This window comes from Daejeonella sp., from assembly GCF_044348475.1.
Taxonomy (GTDB): domain Bacteria; phylum Bacteroidota; class Bacteroidia; order Sphingobacteriales; family Sphingobacteriaceae; genus Daejeonella.
In genome coordinates this window covers 1-13,167 of the sequence record NZ_JBIKSU010000010.1, presented here as the reverse complement: position 1 = coordinate 13,167, position 13,167 = coordinate 1, and the positions used below count along the sequence as shown (strand labels likewise).

The following is a 13,167-nucleotide window of genomic DNA, read 5'->3' as shown; positions in this document are numbered from 1 at the left end:
TTTATTAATGCTCAAAAGTGCCTTTCAGATATTATCAAAAAAGTAAGCCTATATTTTTTTTTGATTATGAAAAAAAGAATTTAATAATTCAGGTGAGGAAGACTTTATAAAAACAAGTCATTTTTTTAATCTTCAGTTAACTTTTTAGTAATACCAATTAAAATTAAAGCTGATTATTGAACCTGCAATCAATAATTAGACTGTGAATACAAGGCATTTGGAGGATTAGGAAATTGTTAAGAAATGCCCGCCAAAAAATTACTGTACCAATGACCTGATTCTTTAATAATTCTTTTCTGGTTTTCATAATTTACATGAACCAGTCCAAATCTAGGCCTGTAACCCTCTGCCCATTCAAAGTTATCGGTAAAACTCCACACAAAATATCCTTGCACATTTACACCTTCCGACTTTGCTTTAAGTAGTTCTGCAATATTAGATTGTAGGTAATTTTTTCGTTGATGATCATGTACTTTTCCATCGGATACGGTATCAGGGAATGCAGCTCCATTTTCTGTTACGTACATTTTTTTGAAGTTGTATTTTGAAAAATGATGAAGCATTTCATGCATGGCCTGAGGGTATACTTCCCATTCCATCTCTGTTACTTCATTCACTCTTTTTTTTGCACTCACCAATGATGAATTTATATAAGGTGTGAAGTAAGAATGCTTGACAACTTCGCGGGTATAATTCTGTATGCCTATAAAATCAGGTGCCGCCTGTAATGCCTTCTCATCATCTTGGCGCATAAATTTTTCAATTCTTTTTAAGAATGGTAAACTTTCAAGCGGATAACCAAGCCCGCATAAAGGTTCAACAAACAATCGATTAACCAGGGCGTCTACTTTATCTGCCGCCTTGATATCCTTTTCACTACTTGTGTGCGGATGTATGGCTGAGCATGAAAAAGTAGTGCCAACCTCCAGATCGCTCCGTAGTTGTTTTGCAATTGTAATACCTACAGCCTGCGACAGTGCTGAGTGATGGATTGCCGGAATAAAATTATCCATACCCCGTTTGCCTGGTGCATGAATACCTAGAAAATATCCTGCCCCGGTATAGACCATTGGCTCGTTCAATATCATCCAATGCTTTACTCTGTCGCCAAAATGATTGATGCAAAAAGACACATACTCAGAAAAATGATTAACGATTTCTCGGTTTGCCCATCCATTTTTTTGCTGGAGTGCTTGGGGCAAATCCCAATGGTAAATAGTTACCCATGGGGTAATACCAAATTCAAGACAAAGATTTATAACGCGGTCATAGAATGCAACTCCATTGCTATTTAATTGTCCACTACCATTTGGAAATATGCGCGACCAGGAGAGTGAAAACCGAAAATTATTGATGTGCATTGATTTCATCAATGCAATATCTCCGGTATAATGATTGTAAAAATCACAACTTACATCGGCAGAATGCCCTTTAAAGATCTTTCCTTTTTTTTTCGAAAACTCGTCCCATATAGAAGAGCCTTTACCATCAGAATTGATCGAACCCTCAGTTTGAAATGCCGAAGCTGCTACACCCCAGACAAATTGATCACCAAAATCGGACTTATTAATTATCAAAATAATCTAAAAGAAGTTTTCTCTAATATCTTAAAGAAATTAGAATTGCGAAATAATTTAAAATCAGATCGCTTAATTTTTAAAGGCTTAATTACTGTTGAATCCTGTGATTCCTTTTCAATGATATCTTTCAATATTTTTTCAGTCATATCCGGAAAATTTACCGGTATAACTTTACCATTCGAAACCCAATCTGCTATTTTTTGCAGGTGTTTTTTCTTCAAACTTTTAATGACAGGAACTCCCAGGTTTTTTAATGCCTCTGCATTGCATTGCTGCTCATATTGGCCAGACATAGGAATAACCATCAACTTCTTTTTCAAAAACAAAGCTTCTGCAGGAGTTTCAAACCCAGCCCCACAAAACACACCGCTTGCCTTTGACATGCTATCTATAAATTCATCATTATTGATAGGTCGTATCCAGACATTTTTTTCGTGAAATGACTCCTTATTGTGCTTTGAAAATACCTGCCACTGAACATTTTCAACCTTCGATAATATTTTCACTAATCGTTCATCATCATAAGCAGGTAGATAAACGGTATAATGGCCCAAATTAAGAGGTTCTTTTTGTCGTACTTCAGCACGTATTACAGGAGTATAGATATTGCTATCATAAGGTAAAAAATGAAAGCCATACTGGCTGGTTGAGGGGGCATAAGATCGAAGAATAACTTTTCCTAGAGGATCAAAATTCTTAGCTTTTGGAGCTTTTTTGTTAATAACAGCAGCTTGGTGACTAATTGAAACACAAGGCTTTCCGGCAAAATAACAAGCCCAAGATGAAACAGGTTCAAAATCACTGATTACCAAATCATATTCGCTGACAGGAAGTGATTTTATGTCTTTGATCAACTGCTTTAAACGAGATTTTTTATACGTTTCAGTTATGTCTACATTTCCCTTTTTACCGAATATGAAACTTAAGCCATGAAAGCGATAGTTGATTTTAAACGGAAGTGCTACATCTGCCTGAGTTCCACTGATTAATAAATCAACATCGTGCTCTTTTTTTAACAATGGAATGATCTCTCTTGCACGGGTAACATGCCCATTGCCTGTACCTTGTATGGCATAAAGAATCTTCATGATGACTTTAAATTAAATTCAGAAACCATCTGGTTAAATAATTGCTTAATATCCATTTCTTCAACTTCTTCTTCAGCATTTTTCAACATGGCAATCCTTTCTGATTCACTGAAGCGAAATAAATCCCATTGTCCTTTGTGGTATTCTAAAGCAGTAAGATTCTCAATCCAATCGCCAGAATTCAGATACATGATGCTTCCATGGGCATGTTCAATTTTACGCATTTCTGGATGATGGATATGACCGCAAACTACATAGTGATAATTGTTACTTATGCCAATGTCTGCAGCAGTTTCTTCAAAGCCGTTTATAAATTTAACAGCACCCTTAACACTATTTTTAATTTTTTTAGAGAATGAGATTTTGCCCCTTTTAAATATCGTTTCTGATATCCAGTTTGCAAGACTATTGATGATGATCAGTGTATCATAACCTATGGCTCCAAGTTTTGCAAGCCATTTTGAATGTTGCATGGTCACATCAAAAACATCACCATGAAATATCCAGGCCTTTTCCTGGTTATCCAACTCAATAATCAGCTTATTAAGTATTTGGAAGGACCCCATCTTGAAACCTTCAAACTTTCTAAGCATTTCGTCATGATTGCCTGTAATATAATATACTTTAACACCTTTACTAAGCCAGTTCATGATATACTTAATCACCTTCATATGCGACTTAGGCCAATAGCTTTTATTGAATTGCCATATGTCAATAATATCACCATTCAATACAACAATTTTGGGCTTGATTGATTTCAAATAATGCAGGAGCTCTTTTGCCCTGCAACCATAGGTGCCGAGATGCACATCTGAGATCACAACTAGTTCTACCTTTCTTTTGTTTTTATTCATTAATGTCTAAAAAAGGAGTTGATCTTAGAAAAACGAATAAAGATGAAGTAGAAAAGAAATTCGGATAACTGAGTGTAGATTTGATTCAAATCGTTCTATTTAATCTTTACAACATTAATGAACGCATATTACCTGAATATTAAATCAGTAACAGCAAATTGTTAGGAATAAATTGATTTGAATTGAGGTATTGAACTAGTTATTTTAAAAAAGCCAGTACAGATAGGTAAGAAATTGATATGAATACTACTGCTTTATTTAATAAGGCCGAGTGGCATCTACTCATTTTACAAAAAATGAGTAGCATGAATAAAGGTAAAATAAAATAGAAAATAACAACAGAGGGAGCAAAAGCCCCCTCTGTAAATTATTAAACAGCCGCGCTTAGCGGTTTTTGTTTTTTCATGTACAAGTATAATGCAAGAAATGCTACGATTAAAATAGCAGGGAAAAGAAGCATATTTGATAAAGTTGCCTGACCGGCAGCTAAATCTGCTGCATCACCAACTAATCCTTGCGACACCGCCACTACTTTATTTTCCTGAATCCATGCTCCAATAATTGGCTGGAACATAGAAGAAGAAAACATTCCTATTCCTCCCATAATTGAAAGCCCCAGAGCTCCTGTTTGTGGCATAGTCTCTGCAATGAAACCGATCATATTTGGCCAGAAATAACAAATTCCAAGTGCATAAAACACAGCAGCAACATAAAGCATGCTACCATCCATGGTGCTCATCATGTAAATACCAATCACACCGAAAATGGCCGAACCCAGTAAAACACCAACAGTATTCAAATTCTTGATCAGCGGACCTGCAAAATATCTTCCAACAGCCATCAAACCAGTTACTAAAGCCAAGATCAACATTGGGCTTGCTCCTGCCTTTGAAAGGATAGGGCCAACCCATTGCTGCGGGCCAAACTCAGATATAGCAGTTAATGCCATACATGCAGCCATAAATAAATACAATGGGTTTAACATTGCTTTAAAATTATCCAAAGTTGAATTTGCCGAAATTCTTGGTTTTGGGAAAGTTTGACCAAAAAACAATACCGCATATATAATAGTAGGTATCAAAATTACCCAAATTTGAGCCTGCCAGCTCATGCTTGCCTCAGTCATGAATTTTGAAATCAAAGCACCTAGAACGATACCCCCAGGAAACCACATGTGGAAACGATTGATCATTCGGCTGAAGTCTAAGCCTGAATAAGAATCAGCGATCAATGGATTACAAGCCGCTTCGGTACAACCATTACCTATACCAATTAATAATGTAGAAATCAGTAAGGTGTAGTAATCTGTGGCATAAATAGTCATCACTATACCAATTGCATGTGCTAATAAAGCAATTTGCATAATCAATTTAGGTCCAATCTTAGCGTAAAAAATACCCCCTAAGATCATAGATATTGGAAAACCCAAAAACCACATTTGATTGATGTGACCCAATTGAACTGTGTCCAGATTCAATTCAGTTCCAAGTTGTGTTAAAATGCCTGCACGTATACTAAACGAAAATGCCGTTGTAATAAGTGCAAAGCAACTAGCCAAGAATAGGCGATTTGCATTGACAGTTTGATTCATGATTAATTAATTAATGGTTTAATTATTAGGATAAAATTCAAATAATAAATTAAAATAGAAAAATTATTTGAATACAAAACCAATTGTTAATAGGTTTTTGTAAAAAAAATTGTGCCATGTCATTAAAAAGATGTTTTAGACATCTTAATTTTCCCCAATCGTTTTAGATTGTTGCTATAATGGCTTGATATTGAGGTCTGGAATTATGGAACCTCATAAGCGTCGCCCAAATTATAAGCCCCCCCCCCCTATAATTAAGCCATTGATTAATTAGATAAAATGTTTAATTTCAATTGTTTTCTTTAATGAGAAAGAAAAATCTTTTAAAACTAGTTAAACACTAATAACTATTCATTATGACTTTTGAAAAACTAGTTGAACCAATTTATCAAAAATTTCTTTCTGAAAAAACAAAGAAAAGTAGTGAGTGGATTATACTATCCATAGCCATTGCTAGTTTCATAAGTCACCTTTTACTAATCTATTTGGTTGACTTTGGAATTATTTCAATAAACAATTCAACTGATCTATTAAGCAATCCAATTGCTGCTATTTATACGCCCTTTTCATTTATACTATTGTATGAGGTATATCTACTGATATATTATCTTCCAAAATCTTTTACCACGTATATTGGTAAGCAATATGAGATAATGACTTTGATTGTAATTCGTAGATTATTTAAGGACCTTTCAAATTTGACTTTAACAACTGATTGGTTTACTATCAAGTATGATTTACAATTCACATACGATTTAGCTACCTCAATTTTGATGTTTTTTCTTATTTACCTTTTCTATATTCAGAGTAAAATCACATACAATTCAAAACCGCTAAATCAAGCACAACTTGGTGCTGTATCAAGATTTGTGAAAATTAAGAAGATACTAGCTACGGCCTTGGTTCCTATTTTTATTTTACTTGCTATTTATTCTTTTGTAGACTGGTCAATAAAAATTATTAACCCAGTGGTGAGCAGCAATTCTTCATTTGCCAATATCAACAACATCTTTTTTGAGCAGTTTTTTACTTTTCTAATTTTTGCAGATGTTATATTATTGTTATTCTCATTTTTTTTAACTGATGAATTCCATAAGGTTATTAGAAATTCGGGATTTATTATATCAACTATCCTAATCCGTTTATCATTTTCTATAACTGGATTATTAAATAATATATTGATTGTATGCGCCATTATTTTTGGTCTTTTAATAATCTTAGTTCATAATAAATTTGCAAAGAGTATTGCGCTTCAAAAGGACAAGGTCGAAAAAGGGTAACAAAGGGTTATCAGTGCGAAAATAAATCATGTTGAAATATTCCTAGCTGTATTTACTGCACAGAATTGGGTTTTACACAAAATAGTGCCCGCCAATCTACATCAGCAACTTATAAGCATACGGGAGCGTTTTTGTAAATCTTTAATTTTTATACATTTTTATAAGCATTAAATAATTTTATATATTTTCATTTAAACTGTTATAATAGCTTAAAATAAATCTATCTGTATGAAAAAAATTTGCATTAATTGTTCCAAAGAATATAATGAGGATGAGAATGTATTTTTTTGTCCAGATGATGGCGGTTATATTATACCCGAAAATTTAAAGGGAGATATTTCCAAGGTTGTATCCGTAAAAGATTGGATAATTAATTTGTTAATCTTGTCAATACCGGTAGTAGGTTTAATTTTTGCCGTAATTTGGGCAAATGATGATAAAAATATTCTAAGAAAAAATTGGGCAAGCGCAATGCTTATTTATATGGGTATACTATTTTTATTCTCCATATTTATGTCTGCTGTCCTATTTTCAATATTTATAAAACTGTAAAAAAATTTATGATTTGTACTCAATGTAACGTTGAAAATAGCGGGAGCGCTAAATTTTGTAAAAACTGTGGTACACCATTATCTAGTTCTAATAATTTAACATCTTCCAATAATCCATGGGCAGATCGTTTGATTATTAGTGGTATAAGTATAAGTTTCGTAGCAAGTTGTATGCAAATACTGATATTTAATATCCTAAGATTACCACAAGAAAGTGAGTGGTCTAGCAGTAATACTAGCCATTTTTTTCAAGCAATTGGTATTTTGAATCTGATAGGAGGTATTTTAATTCCACTTGCTTTGAAGAATACTTTACTTAAAATTTTAGGTATACTATTAGTTTTAATTCCAAGTGTGTATTACATATTTCAAAGTTAAAAAATAAATCCAAGGCCAATTTTTGATAGCGTTGGTGAGAATGTCATGGCTAAATTTTAGCTTAAAGACTTTCTAATTTTATCATAACATGGGCTATTGTAAGTACCATGTTAATTGCAATGTACCAGGGCAAGACCGATAGTCAATTACACCTTAAATAGAGATAAGAACAATAATTCAGGAATTAAAAAATAGCTAGTAATACATTATGAAAATTAATCAAATCGTTTTCTCCATTTTAATCTACATACTCTTAGAGTTTTTCTTTGTCATTTTATTGAATTTTATTAGTGGCGGGCAAGCCGAAGGAGGTAATTTACCAGGTTGGGGAATAGTTGTTTTTTGGATTTTTACCTTGACTTTATGGTATCTACCCTATAAGTACTTTACCAATCAGAATAAAAAGGTAAGCAAACCGTAATTTTTTATCAGAGCCATAGGCTAATTACTATTCCCTCAAGCTTTGCACTATTGACATTGGCCATTAATTTAAAAGATTATAGCGCGCAAAAGATTCTGCCCTAGCATTCCAATAAAATTGATTTACTCATAGATCAATTAATTTTCTGAACGCTCACATGATTTAAAAATTCTAGCATTTAATACAAGCTTGTAAAACGGAATTTGGAATAACTGTTTACACTAATTTTGATGCATTAATTAAAACATGAAGCACAAAAATTGAATTATAAGGTGCTTGATGACATTTAGTTAGATCTCAAAATAATGTCATGAACCACTCAGTAATGTTAGATACTAAATTAAAAACAGAAACGCAGACAATTATCTACCATATTATATTAGATACTAGTAAGAGTATGCAGGTACATCAACCCGAACTCTATACCATGCTGATCAAACATTTGCAAAATCTCAATAAATCAATGCTAGCGCAAGGAAAACTGATTCACATTTCTTGTAGTTATTTCAATTCCGAGAATTTAGGTTTTGAAGAATCATGCCTCTCTACAATAAAACTGCTCAAGAAAACTAGAGAAAAGCAGTTGAGTGGAAATACCAATATTTTTGATGCTCTTGCTGAAAACTTGAAGTATGTATCCAGTAAATTAGATAATGCCGGCATAACCAAACCCTGCAAAATATACTTGGCGCTAATAAGTGATGGCCATGAAAATAAATCAAGCAATACTAACCCTAAAGAGTTGAACAAAAGCCTGATTAAATTTCGAAAAAAAAACCAAGCAGAATTTATTATAATAAGTGGAGTTTTCCATGATTTAGACTGTGATATCAAACTTACCATCCCAGCTATGGGGCAATATGCAAAAGACCCTGTAGCAATTCAATATGCGCTAGAAAATTTACAAAAATACATTTGTGGCAAAAGCCTTTAAATTTCTTTTACTAAATAGTGTCAGATTTGGAATTATAATTAATAATTTGGTACTAATAGAAATCTTACTAACAGCATATTGCAGATCTCTTTATGAAAAAAATTAATTATAAAGTATGGCTAGTTCGCTCGCCAGAGTTGAATAAAAACGAATATTGGAATATAATTAACCTTTTAAAATCTATATCAGGGGTTATAAAATTTTATACGAAGGAAAAAGAAGATTTAAATCAAGAAACTGAATACCAAAATCTCCTAGAAACATCACAGGAGCATAGCTGGTTTTTTGAACAATGTAATACCTTCAGAGCCAATGCAGATGTTGGCGATACCGACATGGTTATTTACCTAAGCGATTTACCGAATAAGAATAATTATTTTCTAAGAACCGATGATACTAATATACTTAATGCGTATATACAAACCTCAGGGTATAACGATTATTTCCCAGGTAGCGACATCCGGCATCCAATAGCCTTTCATATTGCGGTTACTATTTTAATTATGCAATGGTTTGAAAATAATGAAGAAGCAGAAAAAGTTATCAATTATTTCAAAAGTACGGGCGGGATTCTTGACTTCTGCAGCTATAAAAAAGATGTTAGTTTAAAACTTCGCACCGCCGACCTTTCTCAAAAGGAAATAGACAGTTTAATAGAGAAAAAAGTTGACCCCAACCTAATTTTAACAGTTCTAGAAATTTTAGAGAAATTGAGGAGTTTCATGCTTTTGAAAAGACGCTATCAATTTGAACCTAACCCCTTAATTTTAACCATCAATAAATTCACAAATAAATTCTATTTCGAAGAGCTGGGAAATATTGAAGTAAAACTAACCGATCTAGAAAAAGTATTTTATTTAACATTTTTAAAGCATGTCAATGGTATACGGGAATCAGAGTTACTTGATAACCATGAAAAAGAGATGTTTAAATTATATAACAATTCAATTAATGATAATCCACTTGATGAAGAAGATAAAGGTTACAGCAAAAGGGTTAAAAGCATCCAAAGAATTTGTAAAAGCTATTCTGAATACAGAAATACAATTAAAGGGAAATTTGAACTTGCAATAGGATCTACTTTGGCAGAACTTTATTCAATAGATGGGCCAAGGAGTCATAAAAAGAAGATAGATCTAGATAGAAAATATTTCCGTTTTGTGGATGGGCATGGTAAGGAGCAACCTTTTGAATATGTGAAAAAATCTTTCTAGAATACAAGCTTGTAAACTCAAATTCATTCCCCTAAACATTTCTACCTTTGTAAGGTCAATAAAAATTCCAATTTTTTGACTCGTGTGTGTTTGATTTTGTTGTTCATAATGTGTGTTTGAAAATTGAGTGCCGTTTTTACGGCCTCAATTTTTTTTGGACCCCAGTGTAATGTAAGTTTTTAAGCATTTTAAACTAAACTACTCTAAAATTAGTCACCACAATTATCATTAATTCAACTAAATTTTTCTTATAAAAAACAAGCTTGTCAAATAGTGTCCTATTAAAATTAGTTCTAGCAATTTTGCACCACTAAAATTTAGAATTATAAACATGGAAACATTAACCATAAGCACGAACAAAAAGAGTCAAATCCCTACTTCATGGTATTTTATTGATGAAGAAGATTGGGCCGATGAAATTGATTATTTCCCTGGAGAGTATGATGATGAAGATAGTAAAGAATCTAATTTTTGCGATATGCTGGATGAAGTCATCCATTTAAATTTAGACAATGCAATCAATCGACTAGATTCTGTATTGAAGAAATTTCCTATTCATCATATTTCTGTCAATGTCGACTTAATGGGCATGAATGATACTGATGCATTTTGTTTGAATTCGGGTTCTTATCAGCAATCAGGAGAAAATAATATTGGAATCGGAATTGGCCCAGGAATGGTTAAATCATTTCTTGAAAAACACTTTTACGCTAATGCGTATACCAACCCCTATTATGAATTAAATTTTGATCATGAACTAATCCATGGAATGGATCAAAACCTATGGGCCTATAATCCTAAAGGAATTAATCCAGAAACACCAAAAGAGTTTATAGTAAACTACTTATTGAAATACCAATCAGAAGGGCTTGCTTGTTTTTCAACTTTTTTAAGGGGTATGTTAGCAGAAAAGTCATTTAATCAAGCGGCAAACAAATTCCAGAAAAATTGGGCAATCGTGACTAGCCTTAGTGAGCAAAACCCTGAAAATTGGCAAACTATATCAAATAAGCTCAAAAGTCATAGTTATGACCCCTATAACCTAGGGCCCATGATGGTGTTGCAAGCCCTTAACGTTAAAGCTAGCCAGGACAATGATTTGGAACAAATCCAATTGCTTACTAAAGCAATGAATATTGAGGTTTTAACTAATGATGAAATTAATCAATTAATCATTGCTGGTTTGGAATTAAGTTTCCCAGAATTTGTGAATGGACTCCATAAACCAGATGCCAGCGGACGATCTTTTATGCCTAAAGAAATGCTATTGCCCGCATTAGATCAAGTTAATTCGTGGACTAATTTTCTAACTGAAGATCAACAAAAAAAATCGGAAGAAAGAACCCCTATTTCTACCTTAGAAGCAGAATTAGAGTCAATTAAACATATTGATGATGAGATGTTAGAATTAAAGAAATTAGAATTAGATTATAACATCACCATCGGAAAAGAATATCAAAAATATCAAATAAAATGCGATGAATTCTATCAGCAAATACTCTAGTTTAATACCATATTGAATAAATTACATATATTGAATTACAAACATAAAGCCTTTACATCATGTCAATTAAAACATTTTCTATTGAGTTAATATCAGGGGTTCCAATTATACGTGATAATGACCATGTCATTTTATTGGATACGGGTTCGCCATATACAATCCATAATTCAACAAGTTTTAATTTCTTGGACAAAAATTATCGAGTTCAAACTAGTGCAGGCGCATTTAATATTGAAAATATTAGCGAAAAAATGGGGATGCAAATCACCACTTTATTGGGAATGGATATTTTGAAAGACTTAAGTATCATTTTTGATTATCATAACAATCAAATAAGTTTGTCAGAGGATGAAGACTTTGAAGGTGAAGAGATTGCAATTAATATCAATTCTGGAATTCCAGTAATTCCTGTTTTAATAATTGACCAATATATACCCATGTTTCTAGATTCGGGTGCGCAATTATCTTATTTAAAAAGAGACATTACTCAGCATCATAAAAATCTTGGCGAAACAGAAGATTTCTATCCAACTATTGGAAGATTTACGACTACTAAATATTTAATTTTTAGCGGATTAGGGCCACATCTTTTCGAGGTTTTTTATGGAAACCTTCCCAAACCATTAGAAGGTTTTTTATCAAAAATTGATGGCAATAATGGCATTTTGGGATATGATTTCTTTGCTAAGTTTAAACTATGTTTAAATATGAAAAAAAAGAAAGTTATACTGATGGAGGGGCCGCGTTATCATTGATAAAGTATATGTGAAAGGTGTCTAAATCACTAATTTATTCATTACATAACTATAAATATAAAAAATAATTCAACCGCCCATTTAAACTATCTTTTTAAACGATAACTGAATACCAACCAAAAATACAAGCTTGTAAATCAACCCCCATCCCTAAATCCTTGGATTACCTTTGCAGTGCAATTAAAAAAAGGTTTAATTAAAATTTAGGAAAGATGAATATTAGTCAGGCGTTAAAACAGAAATCAAGAATTATTAGAGACATTCAAAAAGAAAGTAACCGTCTCTACAAGTGGAATACTTATACGGTAGGATCCACAGTGCCTTACGAGGCTAAACAAACCTACCAAAATTGGTTAACCCTAAAAGAAGAATTAATACAATTAAAATCTAAAATCCACAGAGCCAATGAAGGCATTCAGGAAAAGATTTTTAAACTTTCAGAACGAAAAGATACCATTGAGAGCCTCAAGTCTTTATGTTGTATTGAAGGTGAGAAAATAACAGAAAATTATTCAAACATAACCATTGAGGTTTCTGGTATAACTTTATTGGAGCGTGATAAAATGATTAAAGATTTGGAGAATGAAATTGATGAGATTCAAAATGAGATAGAACTTTATAACCATAAAACCCAGATTTAAGATACTGGTCGGTGAGGGATTAATTTTTTCAATTAGTGTGATACAAAATCTCGCAAGGGTACGATTAAGATAATGACATTGAACTAAAAAATTCAAAACTCATTCTTCAAGATTAGCACTAACCCAGTGAAATTCAAAACTCAAAACTTTTTCATCACATTAAAGGGATTAGTTAGCCCAAACCGACCTATTTTTTTAAAAAACTCAATTAGAATAATGGAAAAATTAGATTATTACGATGGACAAGTACTCAATGGTAAATTTCACGGAAAGGGAAAATTTACCAGTTCAAAAGGAATAATTGCAGAAGGAAGCTTCGAGCATGGTTACTTAGACGGCCAAGTAAGCGTTTCATTTCCTGATGGCCGCATATACC

The 13,167-nt window shown here is 32.7% G+C and carries 12 protein-coding genes and 1 pseudogene; 9 read left to right on the top strand and 4 right to left on the bottom strand.

Annotated features, from left to right (window positions below; translation table 11 throughout):
• Nucleotides 1-236: 236 nt before the first annotated feature.
• The 4 genes from ACIQZ6_RS04315 to ACIQZ6_RS04300 all read right to left on the bottom strand — a co-directional run bounded on the left by ACIQZ6_RS04315 (nucleotide 237) and on the right by ACIQZ6_RS04300 (nucleotide 5,113).
• Nucleotides 237-1,577 carry a GH1 family beta-glucosidase gene (locus tag ACIQZ6_RS04315; protein ID WP_395808546.1) on the bottom strand — a complete coding sequence of 447 codons (1,341 nt, stop codon included), beginning with the start codon at nucleotides 1,575-1,577 and terminating at the stop codon, nucleotides 237-239.
• A complete protein-coding gene (locus ACIQZ6_RS04310) occupies nucleotides 1,574-2,668 on the bottom strand; it encodes a glycosyltransferase family protein (RefSeq protein WP_395808544.1) in 1,095 nt (364 codons plus the stop codon). Before ACIQZ6_RS04310 ends, ACIQZ6_RS04315 begins: the two co-directional genes overlap by 4 nt.
• Nucleotides 2,665-3,522 (bottom strand): UDP-2,3-diacylglucosamine diphosphatase, encoded by an 858-nt coding sequence (locus ACIQZ6_RS04305; RefSeq protein WP_395808543.1) that lies wholly within the window; start codon nucleotides 3,520-3,522, stop codon nucleotides 2,665-2,667. Before ACIQZ6_RS04305 ends, ACIQZ6_RS04310 begins: the two co-directional genes overlap by 4 nt.
• A 370-nt stretch (nucleotides 3,523-3,892) precedes the next feature.
• On the bottom strand, nucleotides 3,893-5,113 hold the full coding sequence (locus tag ACIQZ6_RS04300; RefSeq protein ID WP_395808541.1) for an MFS transporter: 1,221 nt from the start codon (nucleotides 5,111-5,113) through the stop codon (nucleotides 3,893-3,895).
• Between the two features lie 356 nt (nucleotides 5,114-5,469).
• On the opposite strand from ACIQZ6_RS04300, the gene ACIQZ6_RS04295 reads away from it, so the two are divergent.
• The 9 genes and pseudogenes from ACIQZ6_RS04295 to ACIQZ6_RS04255 all read left to right on the top strand — a co-directional run.
• Entirely contained in the window at nucleotides 5,470-6,393 is a 924-nt protein-coding gene (locus ACIQZ6_RS04295; protein ID WP_395808539.1) for a hypothetical protein, read from the top strand.
• 228 nt (nucleotides 6,394-6,621) lie between these two features.
• Nucleotides 6,622-6,945 (top strand): hypothetical protein, encoded by a 324-nt coding sequence (locus ACIQZ6_RS04290; RefSeq protein ID WP_395808537.1) that lies wholly within the window; start codon nucleotides 6,622-6,624, stop codon nucleotides 6,943-6,945.
• 8 nt (nucleotides 6,946-6,953) lie between these two features.
• The gene (locus ACIQZ6_RS04285; RefSeq protein WP_395808535.1) at nucleotides 6,954-7,322 is read left to right on the top strand and encodes a zinc ribbon domain-containing protein; all 369 of its coding nucleotides are present in this window, start codon (nucleotides 6,954-6,956) and stop codon (nucleotides 7,320-7,322) included.
• A 731-nt stretch (nucleotides 7,323-8,053) separates the two neighbouring features.
• On the top strand, nucleotides 8,054-8,677 hold the full coding sequence (locus tag ACIQZ6_RS04280; RefSeq protein WP_395808533.1) for a hypothetical protein: 624 nt from the start codon (nucleotides 8,054-8,056) through the stop codon (nucleotides 8,675-8,677).
• Between the two features lie 92 nt (nucleotides 8,678-8,769).
• Nucleotides 8,770-9,891, top strand: coding sequence for a hypothetical protein (locus tag ACIQZ6_RS04275; protein ID WP_395808531.1), 1,122 nt, complete (start codon nucleotides 8,770-8,772; stop codon nucleotides 9,889-9,891).
• Nucleotides 9,892-10,222: 331 nt separating this feature from the next.
• Entirely contained in the window at nucleotides 10,223-11,395 is a 1,173-nt protein-coding gene (locus tag ACIQZ6_RS04270) for a hypothetical protein (RefSeq protein WP_395808529.1), read from the top strand.
• 59 nt (nucleotides 11,396-11,454) lie between these two features.
• Entirely contained in the window at nucleotides 11,455-12,150 is a 696-nt protein-coding gene (locus ACIQZ6_RS04265) for a hypothetical protein (RefSeq protein WP_395808527.1), read from the top strand.
• A gap of 212 nt (nucleotides 12,151-12,362) precedes the next feature.
• Complete coding sequence (locus tag ACIQZ6_RS04260) at nucleotides 12,363-12,791, top strand: hypothetical protein (RefSeq protein WP_395808525.1); 429 nt, start codon at nucleotides 12,363-12,365, stop codon at nucleotides 12,789-12,791.
• A gap of 216 nt (nucleotides 12,792-13,007) precedes the next feature.
• Nucleotides 13,008-13,167: pseudogene (locus tag ACIQZ6_RS04255) on the top strand (hypothetical protein); the annotation flags it as partial.

Bases quoted from the DNA above. Each gene is read 5' to 3' on its own strand.
- ACIQZ6_RS04310 (WP_395808544.1), bottom strand. From the start codon at position 2,668: ATGAAGATTCTTTATGCCATACAAGGTACAGGCAATGGGCATGTTACC.
- ACIQZ6_RS04305 (WP_395808543.1), bottom strand. From the start codon at position 3,522: ATGAATAAAAACAAAAGAAAGGTAGAACTAGTTGTGATCTCAGATGTG.
- ACIQZ6_RS04300 (WP_395808541.1), bottom strand. From the start codon at position 5,113: ATGAATCAAACTGTCAATGCAAATCGCCTATTCTTGGCTAGTTGCTTT.
- ACIQZ6_RS04295 (WP_395808539.1), top strand. From the start codon at position 5,470: ATGACTTTTGAAAAACTAGTTGAACCAATTTATCAAAAATTTCTTTCT.
- ACIQZ6_RS04290 (WP_395808537.1), top strand. From the start codon at position 6,622: ATGAAAAAAATTTGCATTAATTGTTCCAAAGAATATAATGAGGATGAG.
- ACIQZ6_RS04285 (WP_395808535.1), top strand. From the start codon at position 6,954: ATGATTTGTACTCAATGTAACGTTGAAAATAGCGGGAGCGCTAAATTT.
- ACIQZ6_RS04280 (WP_395808533.1), top strand. From the start codon at position 8,054: ATGAACCACTCAGTAATGTTAGATACTAAATTAAAAACAGAAACGCAG.
- ACIQZ6_RS04275 (WP_395808531.1), top strand. From the start codon at position 8,770: ATGAAAAAAATTAATTATAAAGTATGGCTAGTTCGCTCGCCAGAGTTG.
- ACIQZ6_RS04270 (WP_395808529.1), top strand. From the start codon at position 10,223: ATGGAAACATTAACCATAAGCACGAACAAAAAGAGTCAAATCCCTACT.
- ACIQZ6_RS04265 (WP_395808527.1), top strand. From the start codon at position 11,455: ATGTCAATTAAAACATTTTCTATTGAGTTAATATCAGGGGTTCCAATT.
- ACIQZ6_RS04260 (WP_395808525.1), top strand. From the start codon at position 12,363: ATGAATATTAGTCAGGCGTTAAAACAGAAATCAAGAATTATTAGAGAC.